General features: G+C 43.4%; 10 protein-coding genes. 8 read left to right on the top strand and 2 right to left on the bottom strand.

What is annotated here, in order from left to right; translation table 11 throughout:
* Positions 1–735: 735 nt before the first annotated feature.
* Positions 736–2,100, top strand: a complete 1,365-nt coding sequence (gene mnmE / locus CHB71_RS04485) for a tRNA uridine-5-carboxymethylaminomethyl(34) synthesis GTPase MnmE (RefSeq protein WP_089355706.1) — start codon at positions 736–738, stop codon at positions 2,098–2,100.
* A gap of 402 nt (positions 2,101–2,502) precedes the next feature.
* Positions 2,503–2,700 (top strand): hypothetical protein, encoded by a 198-nt coding sequence (locus CHB71_RS04480; protein WP_221406676.1) that lies wholly within the window; start codon positions 2,503–2,505, stop codon positions 2,698–2,700.
* A 759-nt stretch (positions 2,701–3,459) separates the two neighbouring features.
* On the opposite strand, the gene CHB71_RS04475 is transcribed toward CHB71_RS04480, so the two are convergent.
* Positions 3,460–4,995, bottom strand: a complete 1,536-nt coding sequence (locus tag CHB71_RS04475; RefSeq protein WP_089355705.1) for a M28 family metallopeptidase — start codon at positions 4,993–4,995, stop codon at positions 3,460–3,462.
* Positions 4,996–5,180: 185 nt separating this feature from the next.
* Here CHB71_RS04475 and CHB71_RS04470 point away from each other — a divergent pair, with 185 nt between their 5' ends.
* The 6 genes from CHB71_RS04470 (at position 5,181) to CHB71_RS04445 (ending at position 16,565) form a co-directional block, all read left to right on the top strand.
* The gene (locus CHB71_RS04470) at positions 5,181–6,023 is read left to right on the top strand and encodes a hypothetical protein (protein WP_144017327.1); all 843 of its coding nucleotides are present in this window, start codon (positions 5,181–5,183) and stop codon (positions 6,021–6,023) included.
* Positions 6,024–6,573: 550 nt separating this feature from the next.
* A complete protein-coding gene (locus CHB71_RS19130; RefSeq protein ID WP_089355703.1) occupies positions 6,574–10,932 on the top strand; it encodes an ATP-binding protein in 4,359 nt (1,452 codons plus the stop codon).
* Positions 10,929–13,103 carry a sensor histidine kinase gene (locus tag CHB71_RS18685; protein ID WP_245811213.1) on the top strand — a complete coding sequence of 725 codons (2,175 nt, stop codon included), beginning with the start codon at positions 10,929–10,931 and terminating at the stop codon, positions 13,101–13,103. Before CHB71_RS19130 ends, CHB71_RS18685 begins: the two co-directional genes overlap by 4 nt.
* Positions 13,100–15,046 (top strand): ATP-binding protein, encoded by a 1,947-nt coding sequence (locus tag CHB71_RS04455; protein ID WP_089355702.1) that lies wholly within the window; start codon positions 13,100–13,102, stop codon positions 15,044–15,046. Before CHB71_RS18685 ends, CHB71_RS04455 begins: the two co-directional genes overlap by 4 nt.
* A gap of 5 nt (positions 15,047–15,051) precedes the next feature.
* Positions 15,052–15,429 carry a response regulator gene (locus CHB71_RS04450; protein WP_089355701.1) on the top strand — a complete coding sequence of 126 codons (378 nt, stop codon included), beginning with the start codon at positions 15,052–15,054 and terminating at the stop codon, positions 15,427–15,429.
* Positions 15,426–16,565: a hybrid sensor histidine kinase/response regulator gene (locus CHB71_RS04445; RefSeq protein WP_089355700.1), complete on the top strand. Its 1,140-nt coding sequence runs from the start codon at positions 15,426–15,428 to the stop codon at positions 16,563–16,565. The genes CHB71_RS04450 and CHB71_RS04445 overlap by 4 nt, the downstream gene beginning before the upstream one ends.
* Here the strand turns inward: CHB71_RS04445 and CHB71_RS04440 are convergent.
* Positions 16,557–16,934, bottom strand: a complete 378-nt coding sequence (locus CHB71_RS04440; protein ID WP_089355699.1) for a LytR/AlgR family response regulator transcription factor — start codon at positions 16,932–16,934, stop codon at positions 16,557–16,559. The two genes, CHB71_RS04445 and CHB71_RS04440, sit on opposite strands and share 9 nt — an antisense overlap.
* Positions 16,935–17,063: the final 129 nt, after the last annotated feature.

The raw sequence follows: 17,063 nt of genomic DNA, 5'->3' as shown, positions 1-17,063 counted from the left end.
TATATAATTATTTATTTCCTATTTGCAAATGAAATACATGAAAACTATATAAGCATGGGTTCAATGGGTACGGAATACGCGTAAGGATTAAGAACCGTCATGTCATTTTGGGATGAAATACTCTAATTATCTATCACGCCCTAGCCCCGAAACGTCGGACCGCCTAAAGGGGGAACTAGTTTCTTTTACATAACTCCCCCAGCACCTCGTAAACCAATAGACCGCCCTCAACCCAGATCCTTCCTGCCTTTGCCGGCAGGCAGGCGATAAACTCAGGATGACACCCGCTTTATAATCATTTCGAGATATTGGATATGACGACTCTCCAATCCCATCGCCGGCACGGCGAAACAAGGGCCTTAAATCATGAGCGTTACAAAAAATTGAACGTAAACAATTGAACTGCAAAATCACTGTTTGAGCGTAGCGAGTTTGATTTTGAATACGTAAATGATTCGATTTTTTAGCGAAGGATTTACAGCCTTGATCTTTTGGTTCTTTTCTATCAAGAGAAAAGAAGGAAGAAATAATAAGACAGGACCTGATTGATTCGATATATCGTTTGTTAATAAATCACTATCACCCCCTAGCCCCCTTAAGGGGGAACTTGGTCTCTTATATTAAAACATAACCACCGCCTCAACCAAGACCCTTCAACACTTCGAGAACCCCAGGGTGACTCAGGATAATACCCTGATAATTTGCACCTCATGTTTCTCCTATACTTTTGCACCCATGTCTCACATCAACGACACGATCACAGCGCTAGCCACTCCTCCCGGACAAGGTGCCTTGGGTATTATCCGTGTTTCCGGTTCACAAACCATCCCCATCGTTAATGATCTTTTCAAAGGAAAAGATCTGACCAAAGTGGTTACCCATACGATCCATCTTGGTACGATTCGAAATGATGAAAATGAAATAATAGATGAGGTGCTGGTGTCCATTTTCAAAGGACCCAACTCATACACTAAGGAAGATGTGATCGAGATTTCCAGCCATGGTTCGCAATACATCCTACAAAAGATCCTCAGCTTACTCGTGAGTAAAGGTGCCCGACTGGCAAAGCCGGGAGAGTTTACCCAAAAAGCATTCCTTAATGGTCGATTTGATCTGGCACAAGCTGAGGCAGTGGCTGACCTGATCGCCTCTGAGAATGCCAGCATGCAGCAAACAGCCATGAAACAGATGCGAGGTGGGTTTAGCGATGAAATCAAGAACCTCAGGGAGCAGCTCGTTCACTTTGCCTCCATGATTGAGCTGGAGCTAGACTTTGCAGAAGAAGACGTGGAATTTGCCGACCGGCAAGGATTGATTGATCTGGTCAATAAGATCCAAACGTTGATTCAATCCCTGATCTCAAGTTTTGAATATGGGAACGCCATTAAAAACGGAATCCCGACAGTCATAGCAGGCAAGCCAAATGCAGGCAAGTCTACCCTACTCAACGCTTTACTCAATGAAGAAAAAGCCATTGTCTCAGATGTGGCAGGCACCACCCGTGATTTCATTGAGGACTCCATTTATCTGGATGGGATTGCGTTTCGGTTTATAGACACGGCCGGTATCCGAGAGACGGAAGACAAGGTGGAAAGTATAGGCGTACAGCGAACACTTGCGAAAATGAAAGAAGCCAGTTTGGTCATCTACATGATTGATCTGGCGAATGACACAACCGACAACATCAGAGAACAAATCGAAGGGCTGAAGAAATCCAGCGTCCCGAGCCTGATTGTAGGGAATAAGGTGGATGAAGCCAAACCCGAACTAAAAGCCCTTCTGGAAGACGAAAATGCCGTGTTCATCTCCGCCAAAGGAAAAGACCATCTGGACGACCTGAAAGCTCAGCTACAGACGTTTGTGACGGATACCAAAAGCTCGAGCGATGTGATCGTAACCAACGCCAGACACCTACAGAGCCTCCAGCAAACGGACGATGCACTCAACCGTGTCATCGAAGGAATCAACATGGAAATGAGTAATGACCTGGTTGCACAGGACATCCGCTCTGCACTCTTCCATTTAGGAGAGATCACCGGTGAGGTGACTACTGATGATCTTTTAGAAAACATATTCTCGAAGTTCTGTATCGGAAAGTAGGGTTCCTCCTGTCTTGGCAATGAAATGTACCACTCCCTCGCCGGCATGGCGAATTCGCTAAAACCACGGGGTTGACTTGTACGATGACCGGGATTTGGTTTTGCCATGATTTTTTGGCGGAACGCCGCTCCGATTCGTTTTGGATGGTCCGTCGTTACGGTCAAGGCAAAATGAAGGGCCCTCACGGCTTGAGTGGATTAAACGTACTTGGCCTGTCTGTGACGTGTATTTCATGAAACTTACTCATTGCTTTAAAAACACTTGTTGCAAAAGAGTGCTAGCTGGTTCATTTCTGAGATGGTCTAATAAATACAAGACCTGGTGAGGCCTTATGACATTCCCTACTTGAATTAAGGTACCTTGCATGATTATTCTGAAAACAATCAAAATCACATTTAAGGAATGCCTGAAAAAATGGAAATAACAAGAAGTTGGAGGGAACAAAAAGTCATGCTAAAAAGAAGGTTTGCCATCCTTAGCGATTTTGATTTCGAGTATAAAGATGGCAAAAGGGAAAGCATGCTGGACAGGCTGTCTACCAAACTAAAAAAGTCGAGAGCCGAACTTGACTCGCTCTTTGCTGAACTTCAAACCTATTAAAAGATAACTAGCCTGTTCCCGGATTTATTCCGGGACCTTCTTCCAAATTGCAAGATCCCGGCCCGCCTCCTGGAGGGCAGACACAAGGCCGGGAATGATTTTAAAGTTATTATAGGCCCTTGTGGCCTATTTTGGTTTTGTACTTCTTACGCTCAAGCCGCTATGGCTTCAACTTTTTCTTGATAAAAAGTTGACAAAAATCAAGGCTGTAAATCATCACTAAAAAAATGAATTGTTCAGGTACGCAAAACCAAACCTCCCCTCCTTCGTCGGCTCAGGCAGTGGTTTTGCACGAGATCGTCTTTATTCATTTTTTTTGACGCTTATGATTTAATGCCTTTTTTTCGATCATCCAATGCCTTCGGCTATGAAATGGCAGATTTAATCATTGAGCTAAAAACTTAACTCAAGAACGAAAAATCCCCTCCCTGGAGGGGTTAGGGGTGGGTTATCCGTTTCCTCCGCTCTACCCAGATCCTGAAATTAATTCAGGATGACACCCCTATTGGCTGATGAGCGTCTGTGATGCGTGTCTATTCAGGAAGATCTCAGAGTCCTCTGGTGAGTGACTCTGAGTGTGAGTAGTTGGGGTGAGTTCATTCTACTAACTGTCACCCCCTAACCCCCTGAAGGGGGAACTCATTTTTCTTTTAAAAAACAAAATTCAGAATAACACACGTATATCATGAGGCACAATCAACTCTCCTCTCTAATTTAGAGCGGTCCGACGTTTCGAGGGGCCGGGGGTGAGTTAGTATTTCACTCAGTCTCAGCAGTCTCCAACTCCTCCCTTGGTAGCATCTCGTCACGCATGGCTGTGTTGTACACAAACCCTGCAACGATCGTTGCGATCTGCTGGAGGTCTTCAATAACCAACCGCTCGTAGGTATCCATGTTCGTATGGTGAGAGCGGGTGCTATACTCTATCGGATCCTGGATAAACTGAAAGCCAGGGATGCCTACCGCATCAAAGCCCAGGTGATCCGTGCCGCCTGTATTCCGTGCCGTAATGGTGGTATTTTCCATGATGTCTTCGAAGGACTTAAACCACTCTGTGAAGATCGGCCCTACAGCTTCATTGCCTTGCAGGTAGATGCCACGTATCCTTCCGGTACCATTGTCTATGTTGTAGTACGCTGAGATTTTTTCATGCTCAGGCTTAAGATCCATCGTTTCCGAATCTCCGAAATGATTTTTCACATATCCTCTTGATCCGTAAATACCTTGCTCTTCTCCACCCCACAATGCGATTCGGATGGTGCGCTTAGGTTGAAGCCCTGCAGCTTGCAGAATTCTTACTGCCTCCATCATAACAATACATCCGGCACCATTGTCCGTTGCACCAGTTGCACTGTGCCACGAATCCAGGTGGCCGCCCAACATCACCACTTCATCGTTCAGTTTCTTGTCAGTGCCGGGTATCTCTGCTATTACATTATATCCCTGCAGGTCGTCTTCATTGAATGTCGTCTTTACCTCACCTTCGACTTCTACCTCTACGCCATTCTCTACGAGTCGGGCCATCAGGTTTGCATGCTCAGGGGCCATCTCCAGCTCTGCAACTCCAATGGGAGTATCTGTATTGTATCCCTGAGGGCTCGTGGTAAACAGCGTACCGTGACGGCCCCTTACCCCTTTGATAATAAGTCCTACCCCTTCTTCAGTCAGGAAGGTATTAAGGGTTTCACTGAAAGCTCTTCGCTTTCTCCATGCAGCAATCTGCTCAGGTGTCCATCCGCTGCTCTCCACACGGGGCTCGGTCATTTCATCCAACTCTTCTTCGGTGTATCGTTTAGCATCCGCTTTAAAGGTGGGAGATTGATCACCACGAGGTTTAAAGGCCACAATAGCGCCCTTTAGCTTTCCCCTGTACTGCTCAAAATCTTCTTCACTGTTGATCTCGATAAACTGCACTTTCCCGGACACAGGTCCGTCTGTGCTGCCCGTCCATGCTTTAGGAACTGCAATCAGCGGAAGGTAATAGGGCTTAGTCATCGCGATGTAGCTCTTGTTCATTTCCCATCCACGGCCAAACTCTCCCCAGGCTTCTTTCTGAGCGTTTTCCAGCCCCCACTCTGTAAGCTGATTAATGGCATATTGGGCCGCTCGTTCATATCCGGCCGAATTGGAAAGTCTTGGTCCGGCCTTATCAATGAGTTCAAAAGCGATCTGCTCCACCTGAGAGTATTCAAGACCTTCCTTCTTAATTTTTTCAATCGCTTCGGTATCGATGGGCTCCTGAGCCAGGGTAACCAATGCGAATAACAATGCCGGGATGAGTAGTAATCGTTTCATAGAGATAGGTTTAGTTGAATTAGTATAGAATCAAATATACAGCAAGGGCATCATGGGTGGATGAAATATTTGATTAGTGGTCAATGAACGATCATAAAAGCAATCGTATAGTATTAATTATCAATTGTAAAAATTCCTTTAAGTGTATCGTGTCGTTCATCTGTTATTCTTATGGTTTTTCAGTTATGATCAAACACCTGAAACGTATATTATCTCTGGCCACAATACTGTCTGCACAGTCGTGTTCGGAAGATGAATTATTGGCGACCTCCCGCGCAAATGCTGAAGCCATCGCCCGAACAACATTTGCAAAACGTTTCAACCTACACCCGCAATTCGTGCCGGTCGTGTATAGTCATGATCGAGGGCACTATACAAGTGTTATTTACTATTCCAACAAATGCTATCGGTTGTACATGCATGGCGATGTTGTGATGTCAAAGTCATCCATACCCATACTCCCCAAAGGCACCCAAAAGGTAATCTCTGTTATTATGGACTACCCCAACTTGGCATTTAATGAATCCATGGATCTATGGGAACAAGCGCAGCAATCAATCAATGATGATCACTATGAATTTGCGCAACAATCCGGGTTTGATCCCATTGTGCAATTTAAGAACATCAATGTGTTGGTTGATCCGGATGAAATAAATGATAAAAGCCCAAATTTTATTTCATCCTATGTAAGGAGCCTCGGTTATACCGATTCTGATTATGATATTATCGCCTTGATAGACTTGAATTTTGATGATCCGGCGGGAGGATTTGCAGTGCCCGGGGAAGGATTTGTAAACATAGGCTGGTTCTACAATGAGTCAGTAGCAAAATCACTAAATCAGGAAATCTTAAAGGGTGTAGCATTTGCTATATATCATCATGAAATCGGACACCTGTGGGGCTGGGAACACGAATGGAGTGACGCTATCGTTTCTACCTTCATTACCGATCCTTCACTTTTTGGGTGGACAGACTTAGATGGTGATGGTGTCCCGGAAATCATCGATTCCAATCCCTATGGTCTTTAGGTATGTACAACTCAAGAACGTAAAATTCCCCTCCCTGGAGGGGTAATGAATGGGTTATCCGTCAGAATGCCTCCACTCCACCTAGATCCTGAAATAAATTCAGGATGACACACGTTTTTTAAATGCAACACCGGCTCCCCTCTCTAATGTTAGAGTGTTAGAGCGGTCCGACGTTTCGGGGGCTGGGGGTGAGTTCATTCAACTACTGTCACCCCCTAGCCCCATAAAGGGGGAACTGGTTATTATAATTAAACATAACCTCCGCCTCTACCCAGATTCTTCCTGCCTTTGCCGGCAGGCAGGCGATAAACTCAGAACGACACACGTTTTTTTAATGCAACATCGGCTCCCCTCTCTTTTGAAAGAGAGGGGCTGGGGGTGAGTTAGTAACTGGGGGTGAGTTAGCAACAACCCTCCACTCAGCCCAGATCCTGAAATAAATTCAGGATGACACGCGCATTCTCACACCTAGCCCGAAACGTTGGACAGCCTCAAAAGGGAACTCGTTTTTCTTTTAAAAAGTGAAACTCAGAATAACACACTTAAATCAATGCAATCAATTCAAAAAACATCCCCCTCCTGCCCATTTCCCTCCACACCCCCCTTCAAAGGGGGAATCCCAATCGACGGAACGGCGAAGAAGACCGGATCAGGAAAAAATTCCCCTCCTGGGAGGGGTAAGGGGTGGGTTGTTCCTCAGATAATGCAGATCATGCATTTGCGTGATTCCTTAAACTCGGGTAAATTATGTCCTTTAACACCACATATTACCTTGCCTACTTCTACAAAATCATTTAAAAAAATTCCCAAAGACATCTTTGACGTTTATGAACGCTTTTTAGCAGTAGCATTTCATGGTGCACCAACTAAGAACTTAAAGGAAATTTGTACAAAAGATGTTTTAGTCATCGGAACCGGTGAAAATGAAGTATTTCGAGGAATAAAAGAGCTTAGTCATTTTTTTAAAAATCAGAGCAATGAACTAGCTCACATCAAGCCTGAATTGAAGCGGTCGATACTTTCAAGCTTTCATTTTGGTAATAATACCTATTGTATTGTTGAGACATTCGATTTTACAACTAATGGTAATTCTCTCTTCAATACGAGGGTCACTAGCATATTGCAACAAATAGATGAAGCCTGGAAGTATTCACACGCTCACGCTTCTACACCAGACCCCAATGTGTTAGAAGATCAAATCATGCCGGTAAATGAGTGGGATCGGTTAAAGGTTGAACTAGAAGAAAAAGTTGCAGAAAGAACCCGTGAACTTGTAATTGAAGCAGCATTGGAACGTGTTCGTGCCAAAACGATGGCCATGCAACACAGTAATGAGCTATCGGAGACCTCTTTTCTGCTGGATCAGGAGGTTAGAAACCTGGGTATTAAAACATGGGGATGCGCTTTCAACATATACCGCGAAAAGGACTCCATCGAATGGTTCGGAAATGAAAAGGGTGTTTTGCCCACTTATACGATACCGAGAAAAGGCATCTTCAAAAAGTATTATGATCTTGGACAAAAAGGAAGCTCCATTCATGTGCAAGAGTTTAAAGGTCAAAAGTGCATTGAGCATTATGAATACATGAGCACACTTCCGGTAATTGGAGATGTGCTTAAAAAACTAAAAGAAACCAACGGCTCTTTTCCGGAATATCAGATAGATCATGTAGTCTACTTTAAATACGGCTACCTGCTTTTTATCACCATCGAGCCTGTGCCCGAGTCTCATGATATTTTCAAGCGGTTTGCGACGGTTTTTGAACAGACCTATACCCGGTTTCTGGACCTGCAACGAGCAGAAAAACAGACGAAGGAAGCGCAGATAGAGACGGCTTTAGAGCGGGTACGAGCTCGATCCATGGCCATGCACCAAAGTGAAGAAATTGGAGATGTCGCATTTGTTCTCTTTCAACAACTTAAGAGTTTAGGTGGTGAGCTTTGGGGAACAGGCTTTGGATTCTGTGAAAATAATTCGGATGTGGATGAGTTTTGGTTTGCAAATGAAAATGGAATTATGCCTCACCTCAAAATTCCCAATAACATTGATCCAGCGCACAATCAAATGTACAAGGGCTGGAAAAAGCAGCTAAAATCGTTTTCAATCGAAAAAGGTGGTCAGGAACTCAGGGATCATTACAAATACATGCTCTCTGTACCTGATGTTAATCCAATCTTTCAGGGGATGCTTGATAATGGAATCCAATTTCCAACCTGGCAAAAGTGGCATGCGGCCTACTTTAAGTATGGGTACTTGCTGGTCATCACCACAGAACCCTATGAGAGCGAAGAAGTGTTTGAAAGGTTTGCCAAAGTTTTTGAGCAGGCCTACACCCGCTTCCTGGACCTGCAAAAAGCGGAAGCTCAAGCCAGAGAGGCTCAAATAGAACTGGCACTAGAGCGAATCAGAGCACAAGCCACTGCTATGAAGGAATCCCGTGACCTTCAGGATATTGTGGTGACCATGCGGAAAGAGTTTGTGAGTCTGGGACATGAGGCCCATTACTTCTGGCACATGCGCTGGCTTCCGGACCGATACGATAAAGCCATGACCGCCGGAGATGGCGCACGCATTGGCATGGTGATGAAACTACCCCGACATATTCATGGCGACATCCCACTGGTGGACAGATGGGAAAAAGGAAAGGAAACAACGTTGGTCTTTCCCATGGATGCTGATACAGCAGTCACGTATGTCGATAAGATGATTTCCCTTGGGGATTTCGAGCAACTAGATCCGAATGCGCCATCCCTGGACGATGTACGAAACCTGGGTGGGCTTACTTTTATCATGGCCCGCACTACGCACGGAGAAATCGGTTACAGCTTACCAGGCAACATTCCGGATCCACCAAAAGAAGGAATTGAAACGCTTCGGCGGTTTGCCAGCGCTTTTGATTTGGCTTACAGAAGGTTCGAAGATTTAAAACAGGCAGAAAGTCAGGCACGTGAAGCCCAAATTGAAGCGGCGGTAGAGCGTGTACGATCAGAAGCGATGGCCATGCACAAGCCCAGTGATCTGGTCAAAGTAACACAGACGCTTATTAAAGAGATCACGATGCTGGGCATTGAAGGCATCACGGGTGCAGCATTCATTCTGATAGATGAAAATGACATTGTGACGATGTGGGACATCTCCGATCCTGGCAACATGGGCTATACCCGTGATCATAAATCCACTTATGATCCGAAAGAATTCAACATGCTGGGTGAATTCTGGCGCAAGTGGAAGAAAGGTGAAGAGTACTTTGTGATTGAGTACGACCTGGAGAAAAACAAAAAGGAGCTTGAAGAATGGAAACTGGTGGACGAAGAGAACTACCAAAGTCTGAAAAGAGCGATTGAAAACAACAAGCTCAAAACACAATGGAATCCGTTTGGTAGCTTTTCCAGCGGTTTGCTAACGCTCGACATGATGACTGAGCCGGACGAGGACACGGAGCTAATCGTTATTAAAATGGCTCGTACATTCGATTTAGCCTATCAGCGTTTTGATGATTTACAAAAAGCAGCACAGCAGGCACAACAAGCTAAGAAACAAGCATCCCTAGATCGTATCCGTGCAGAAATCGCTTCTATGAGAAGTCAGAATGACCTGGAAAAACTTACCCCGTTCATCTGGATGGAGCTTAGTACGCTTGGAATATCCTTTTTTAGATGTGGAATTTTTATCATGGATGAACACGCCAAAAAAATACACATGTACTTATCTACCCCAATGGGTAAATCAATCGCCTCCATGACGTTGGATTTTGAAAACAGCGAAATAACAAAGACGGCAAGTGAACACTGGAAGAAGCAGAAAATATTTAGTGAAAAATGGAGTAAAGAAGAGTTTGTCCAGTGGTCCGAGGGTCTGGCAGATCAGGGATTAGTGGACAGTCCGGATACCTATCAACATTCACCTCTCCCTCCAGACCAACTTTGCCTTCAGTTTGTTCCCTTCAAACAAGGCATGCTGTACGTTGGTACAGAGGAGTTTTTGGCCGAGCAAGACCTGGACTTAATCCATGATGTAGCCGACACTTTTTCAATTGCCTACTCAAGATACGAGGATTTCCTTGAGCTGGAGAAAGCCAAACACGTAGCAGAAGATGCACTCGGAGAGCTGCGATCGACTCAAACTCAACTTATTCATTCTGAAAAAATGGCCTCTCTTGGTGAACTCACTGCAGGCATAGCCCACGAAATTCAAAACCCGCTCAATTTCGTGAATAACTTCTCTGATCTCAATGCCGAGCTGATAGATGAATTAGATGAAGCACTACGGGCAGGTGACATGGAAGAAGTCAGGGAGATTTTACAGGATCTGAAAGTCAATGAGCAAAAAATCATCCATCATGGGAAAAGAGCCGAAGACATTGTAAAAGGTATGCTTCAGCATTCCAGAGGTGGTGACGGAAAGAAGGAACTAACTGACATCAATTTACTGGCGGACGAATTTCTGCGTCTCTCCTACCACGGGTTACGCGCCAAAGACAAGACCTTTAACGCCGATTTTATTTGCACTTTGGCCGAGGATCTTCCAAAAGTCAAGGTGGTTTCTCAGGATATTGGAAGAGTATTTCTCAATCTGATCAACAATGCTTTTCATGCCACAGCTGAGCGTCTTAAAAACAATGGAGCCTCCAACTACAAGCCAAAAGTGGAAGTGATCACAGAGAGTGATGAAATGAATGTCATCATTCATGTGAAGGACAATGGAGCTGGCATCTCAACAAAGGTCAAAGAGAAAATTTTTCAACCATTTTTTACCACAAAAGCAACCGGGTCCGGTACCGGCCTGGGGCTCTCAATTAGTCACGACATTGTGACCAAAGGGCACGGAGGTAACATTGAACTGGAAAGTAAAGAAGGAAAGGGAACGACGTTTACCATCAGGATTCCTCTAAATCAGCCTGCATTATGATTATAAGTCGGTTCTTTTTTGGAATAATCCTATTCGTTTCAACTATTATTTACAGCATTGCTCAGGATACCACCTTCTATTTCACTCCTGAAATGATGAATAATGGCGAATTGGTTTTTCCGGACATTAAACATTGGAAATTCATCAAAGGCAATGATCAAGACTGGTCAGACCCAAACCTGGATATTCGTTCCTGGGAATCGTTAGACTCTGTTCGCATTGCCAATTTTGAATGGGATGCTCAGAACACTTTTGAAGGTTGGTTTCGATTTAAGATTCAGTTCGATTCAGCTTTTGATGAACTTCCGGTATTTCTAACAAGCAAAAATTCGGCTGCACAGGATATTTACATCAATGGCAAACTGGTTCATAGACTGGGTAACACTGGCATAAATGGCGAACCCTATAAAGGTCATCATGATTATAAACCGAGATATACAACGCTTGCCAAGGGAACAGAATATGTATTTGTCATTCATTTTGTAAAATGGAAGAGTGATTTTGCGAAGTTTTTTATCTCGGAAGAAATCATGACTTTCCGCAGTTTTATCCAATTAGGTACTTCTCAGGAACTATTTACTTACATTGATAATCAGGAAGAGAACTATGGGTTTTTTGGGATTGTCGTTTCAGTATCCGGTTTACTGGCCTTGTTCTATTGGCTACTGGCTGCTCTTAATCAATCAGAGAAACACATTAAGTGGATAGCCCTATTTACTTCCTTTATATGTGGGGTTCCTCTTTCGGTTTACTTACGATCCATAAGTGGTGGCAACCCTGATGCTGTGGCATTTTTCTACGTAATATCGAGTATATGCCTCGTAGGAATTTATGTTACTATTCCTGTCCTTACGGCACGTGTATTTTATCAGCGAATCCCTTTGTGGATCAAAGCATATGTTCTTGGGAGTGTCTTGCTAACGTTCCCGTTCGAGATCTTTGTCAATGTTCGCACCCCCATCATTATAATTGCCGCCTTTCTCTCCTGCGCCTACATTATAGCCAGTTCATGGGAATCGGTGAAAGGTTCCAAACGGATCGTTGTGGTTGGTTTAATCTTAACGCTAATCGTACTAATCTTCTTTAATCTCGTTCTTAATCTGGATGTCTTAAGGGAGCTTAGATCCTATCGCATGTACTTTCTTATGGCCAGTTGGTTGACATTCCCTCTTACGCTGTTAGTTTACGTTGCAGTATGGTTGAAAGAGTCTATTTTCAAGGAACAGGAAAATGCTCGTCAGGTTGTCCGGATTACTGAAGAAAAACAAGCTCTATTAACTGATCAGAATATTCAGTTGGAACAGCAGGTAAGCGAACGAACAGCTGCATTGAATAAATCCATTGAAGACTTAAAAGCGACGCAAAACCAACTTATTCACTCAGAGAAGATGGCCTCTTTGGGAGAGCTGACAGCCGGTGTGGCGCATGAGATTCAAAACCCACTCAATTTCGTCAACAACTTCTCAGACCTAAACCAGGAATTGATCGATGAGCAACTGGAAGAACTCAATAACAATGACATTGAAGAAGCCAAAGTGATTGCCAACAGCATCAAGGAAAATGAATTAAAGATCAACCATCATGGTAAACGTGCTGAGGAGATTGTGAAGAGCATGCTTCAGCACTCACGCACAGGAAGTGGTGAAAAAGAACTAACCGATATCAATCTGCTTGCAGATGAGTATTTGCGACTCGCTTATCATGGTTTACGAGCAAAAGACAAGTCCTTTAACGCAGAGTTTAAAACTGAGCTAGACCCTTCCCTACCTAAGATTAAAGTCGTTCCACAAGATATTGGGCGGGTATTGCTTAACCTGATTAATAATGCCTTTCAGGCGGTATCAGTGAGGAGTCGTGAACTCACCCCCCAACCCCCTCAAGGGGGAGTTGAATACCAACCACAAGTTACCGTAAAGACCATGTTGAGCGACACCCCTTCAGGGGCCGGGGGTATCCAAATCACCGTATCAGACAATGGACCCGGAATCCCGGAAGAAATCCAGGATAAAATATTCCAACCATTTTTCACTACTAAGGCTACCGGCCAGGGTACAGGTCTTGGGCTATCCATGAGTCATGAAATTATCACAAAAGGACATGACGGAACGATTGAGTTGGAAAGTGATACAAACACAGGCACTGTTTTCATCATTACTCTGCCTGCAAAATGAGGAAGCTGATAATCATATCGACCTTAGTGATTTTACAGCAATCCGGATTCACACAAAATATTCACAATCATAAAACTTATCGGGATAGTTTAAAATCTCAGCTATTTGTTGCTGATAACGATAGTACACTAGTCCAAATTTTAAATTCCTTAGCAGAATCGTATTGGATTTCGGAATACGATTCTGGCATCTTCTACGCAAGAAACGGACTACTGATTGCACGGAAAAGCAACTATCAAGCAGGTGAAGTCAATTCACTACTCACTCTTTCGCTTGTCAGCTCAGTGATTGGTGATGTCGTTAAAGGGTATGAATACTCTTCAATGGCCATCAAACTATCTGAGGAATTGAAAAACGAACGTTTGCTAAGCAAGTCTTATTCGGTTTACGGTGAGGCACTATCATCCGCTGGAAAATACAGAGAAAGCATTGCTGCTATAAAACAAGCATTAAACTTCAAAAGCAAGGATCAATTCCAATTGATGACTAATTGCGCTCAATTAGCGGATTGTTATACCAAACTGAATCTGACAGACTCAGCAAACTTCTTTGCCGATATCACTGATAAAGCAATGAACCCTTCCGGTAACAACCCTCCCTACCCGTTGCGAATGGTTGCTAACATGCACCGCAGATTAGGGAACAAAGCTGAGGCCATTTCCTACTACAGGAAAGCAAAGAGCGCTTCCGTCTATTACGATGATGACGTCAGTCTGAGCCATACTTATTTGGATATGTCTCGTTTTTATTCAGAAATTAATCGGGACTCAACATTCCATTATGCAGAACTGGCTATTAAAAGTGCGAAGAAGTCCCGAAGCATTGTTTTGGTTATTAAAAGCAGTGAGTACTTATCCAACCTGTATGCCCCAATCAATAAGCAGATCGCTTTAAATTATGCAGTAGAAAGTAATGCTGCCAGAGATAGCCTCAAATACATTTTGCAAGATCAATCTATCAATAGTTTCAATGATTTTGACCAGAAACTGAGAGAGCTGGAAATTCAGCAAACTGAAAATGAATTACGTTCTAAAATCCGACAAAACACTTTTTTAGGCAGCACCTTCACCTTGCTTGTAATTGCATTTGCACTCTGGCGAAACAACCGCATTAAGCAAAAAGGGAAAAAGCGAGTGGAAAAGGCGTACGACAAACTCAAAACCGCACAACAAAAGCTAATTCATGCAGAGAAAATGGCCTCTTTGGGTGAAATCACAGCTGGAATTGCTCATGAAATTCAAAACCCACTCAACTTCGTTAATAATTTTTCTGACCTGAATGATGAACTGCTGGATGAACTAAGAGAAACACTCAGACAGGGCGATCATAAAGAAGCTGAGCAGCTGATTCATGATTTGAGCGAGAATGAAAAGAAGATCATCCATCATGGAAGACGAGCGGAAGAAATCGTTAAAAGTATGCTTCTTCACTCCCGTACTGGACCATCAGAGAAAGAAGAAACCGATATTAATGCGTTGGCGGATGAATGTTTAAGCCTATCCTATCATGGCATACGCGCCAAAGATGATCAGTTTAGATCTAATTTTGAATTGATTTCGGATCCCACTCTTCCCAAGATTCAGGTGATTCGTCAGGATATTGGACGTGTGTTACTAAATCTGATCAACAATGCTTTTTATGCCGCAATGGAAAAAGCAAAAACAGAAGGAACGGAATTCAAACCACATATCAAGGTCGTAACCCGGTCCGGTCAAAACGAAATCATCCTCAGCGTAAGTGATAATGGTACCGGTATTCCTCAAAACATTATAGATAAAATATTCCAGCCTTTTTTTACCACCAAGGCTGCCGGTGAAGGCACTGGGCTGGGTTTGAGTATGAGCTATGACATTGTGACCAAAGGGCATGGAGGAAGCATTGAAGTACAAAGTGAAGAAGGAAAAGGAACTTCATTTATATTTAAATTACCAATTACCAACTAACCGCCATGAAAATATTAGTAGTCGATGATGAACGGGACGTGCAGCCGCTCTTTGAGCAGCGATTCAGACGAGAAATCAAATCACAGGAATTTGAATTGAAGTTCGTGCTATCCGGCGAAGAGGCGATCGAATATCTTCAAAACAGTGGTTTTCATGATAAGCTCATCTTATCTGACATAAACATGCCCGGAATGAGTGGACTGGAACTCCTTGACAAGATACAAAAGTCATCCACCCCACCCCCTCCGGTCGTGATGATGATATCTGCCTACGGTGATGAAGACAACATCAACACAGCCAAAAAGCTTGGTGCCAATGATTTTTTAACCAAGCCACTGGATTTCAATATGCTACGAGAAAAGATTAAATCACTAAGCGCATGACAAAGATTCTTGTAGTTGACGATGAGCCGGATTTAGAGACTTTGGTAAAGCAAAAGTTTCGTAAGAACATCCGGAATAAGGAATACGAATTCTACTTTGCGGAAAATGGTCAAAAAGCATTGGATTTGCTTAATGAAACAGAAGTAGATCTGGTCTTAACCGACATCAATATGCCGGAAATGGATGGACTCACGCTACTTTCAAAGCTCAATGAGACCAACTATTTTCTTAAAACTGTGATCGTTTCTGCATACGGTGATATGGAAAATATCCGTACTGCCATGAACCTGGGCGCCTTTGATTTTATCACTAAACCCATCGACTTTAAGGACCTGGAAATCACGATGGTAAAAACCATCAAACACATCTTGCAATTAAGAGAGAATGCAGAGACATTAAGGGAAAATGACACACTTAAAATCTACCTCCGAGAGATCAAAGCACAGAAACGGTTAAAAGATCGATTCTTCGCCATCATTTCTCATGATTTGCGTGGACCTGTGAGTTCCTTTCAGGGCATCAGTCAGATCATCTCACTTTACTTGCAGCAAGCCAAATACGAAGAGCTGGAAAAGATGATGAGTGAAGTGGATAGAGCCACAGATCAACTTTCCAAGCTACTGGACAATCTTCTCAATTGGGCTTCTTCCGAACTGAGCCAAATACCCTATAAGCCAGAGGCTGTATCGATTGAGACAATGATTAACGACTTGTTAGGCATCTTTGAACCCATCGCCAAAAGCAAAGACATTAAATTAAAAGCTGACATAGCTGCAAAGGCAAGCGCTTATGTAGATTTTAACAGCACTGTGACCATCTTTCGTAACCTGATCCATAACGCCCTAAAATTCACTCCCGAAGGTGGCACCATCGACATTACAGCCAAACCAAATGGGCAGCAGGTAGCTGTGAGTGTGCATGACTCAGGTGTAGGAATGAATCAGGAGCAAATTGATAACCTGTTCATTCTCACAGAGAAATCGAGCACCTATGGCACCAAAGGTGAAAAAGGAATTGGATTAGGATTGCAGCTGGTACAAGAATTTACGAAGCTGAACAAAGGTCTGGTAGAAGTGACCAGTGAACAAGGTAAAGGCACTACGTTTACAATAAACTTACCGACCAAATCAACCTAAAATCGACTTGAGACTAGCCTCAAGTGTTTCCGGATCAGTAACAGTGGATTTATTAATAAACCCCTCTGTATTGGCTAATAATTCCTCAGGTGGTTCGGAAACAGAAGATATGACGATAATTCGAGGCTTCTTTTCCATCGATTCCAGTCGTGGCTTGATCCAATCGACCAGGTACTCCCCATCGATGTAAGGCATCTCAATATCCAGAAAAACTACATCAGGGTTAGTATTAACTATGGCGGTTGCTCCCTGAATCGGATTATCGTATGAATCGACAATTGAAATCCAGTCTAGCCCTTCCGTAAAGGCTTCTAATTTTCTGGTAAACAGCGGATTATCATCAATAGAAATACATGTTAGCGGCTTCATGCATTGAAGATAAACAAGATGGCGGAATTGTATTCAGAACATTTTTTAAAATCCTTCTTTCTATAACGTGAAACCATCAGTAATTAAAATCCAACCCTTCATCAAGAATATTTTCAGGATAAAACCTAC

The sequence above is a fragment of the Ekhidna lutea genome, from assembly GCF_900188325.1.
GTDB lineage: Bacteria > Bacteroidota > Bacteroidia > Cytophagales > Cyclobacteriaceae > Ekhidna > Ekhidna lutea.
This window is presented reverse-complemented; position numbering and strand designations above follow the sequence as displayed.